The sequence below is a fragment of the Martelella mediterranea genome, from assembly GCF_004342225.1.
GTDB classification, from domain to species: domain Bacteria; phylum Pseudomonadota; class Alphaproteobacteria; order Rhizobiales; family Rhizobiaceae; genus Martelella; species Martelella mediterranea_B.
Genome location: NZ_SMAR01000101.1, coordinates 1 through 1,251, shown reverse-complemented (window position 1 = coordinate 1,251; position 1,251 = coordinate 1). Strand labels below are relative to the sequence as shown.

General features: G+C 57.3%; 1 protein-coding gene. It reads left to right on the top strand.

Annotation, left to right across the window (positions count from 1 at the left end; all coding sequences use genetic code 11):
- The first annotated feature begins 65 nt into the window (after positions 1–65).
- A protein-coding gene (locus EDC90_RS20760) for an IS3 family transposase (RefSeq protein WP_132314401.1) occupies positions 66–1,225 on the top strand; the annotation gives its coding sequence in 2 pieces (ribosomal slippage) (positions 66–315 and positions 315–1,225; 1,161 coding nt in all).
- The last annotated feature ends 26 nt before the right edge of the window (positions 1,226–1,251 follow it).

Genomic DNA, 1,251 nt, shown 5'->3' with positions numbered 1-1,251 from the left:
TGACCTGCCCCCCGCATGGTCCCGCGTTTTGATGTAGAGTTTGCTCATTTATATGGAGCAGATTTATGCGAAAGAGCCGTTTTACCGAGGCGCAGATTATTGGGATGATCAAGGAACAGGAAGCCGGTCTTCCGACGTCCGAGGTTTGCCGCAAGCACGGCCTCAGCCCCGCAAGTTTTTACAAATTCAAGGCCAAATATGGTGGCATGGATGTTTCCGAGGCCGCCCGGCTCAAGGCTTTGGAAGACGAGAACGCCAAGCTCAAGCGGCTACTGGCTGACACGATGCTCGACAATGTCGTGCTGAAGGACCTCCTGGGAAACAACTGACGACATTGAGCAAGCGGCGAGATGCAGCGCTGCGTGCGATGCGAGATCACGACATCTCGCAACGCCGCGCCTGCAGGCTTGTCAGTGTCGACCCGAAGACCGTCCGGCGACAACGCCCGCCGGACTGCCCGGAAATCCGCAAGGAGATGAAGGATATCGCCGATGTTCGTCGTCGCTTTGGTTATCGCCGGATCGGCGTCCTACTTGAGCGCAAGGGTATGATCATGAATCACAAGAAGCTTTATCGGCTCTATCGCGAAGAGGGGCTGTCCGTGAGACGCCGACGTGGACGGAAACGGGCCCGTGGATCTCGTTCGCCGATGCCGCAGGCCGCTCATCCCAATGCCCGCTGGTCACTCGATTTCCTGTCAGACAGCTTCGGCGCGTCCCGCAAGTTCCGCGTTCTGGCGGTGATTGATGATTGCTGCCGGGAAAACCTGTGCCTGGTTGCCGATACCAGCATCTCTGGCGCACGCGTCGCCCGGGAGCTTGATGCACTGGTTCGTCTTTATGGAAAACCGGCCTGCATTGTCAGCGATAATGGGACGGAGTTCACCAGCCGGGCCATTTTGCAGTGGGCCGACAAGCGCTCCATTCCCTGGCACTATATCGACCCGGGAAAGCCACAGCAGAACGCCTTTATCGAAAGCTTCAATGGCAGCTTGCGCGATGAGCTGTTGAATGAAGAGGTGTTCGACACGCTGGAGGAAGCGCGCCGAAAACTGGCCCTGTGGCGATATGATTACAACAACGTCAGGCCGCACTCATCGCTGGACAATAAAACGCCGAACGAAGTGCGGAGAGAAATGGAAGAGCTTGATGTGGGCGCCACACAGACCCTTGCCCAAGCAGACCAACCAAACTACCAATCACGACACCGCAGACTCTCGAATTGAACGAGGGACGCAAGGGGGGCAGGTCA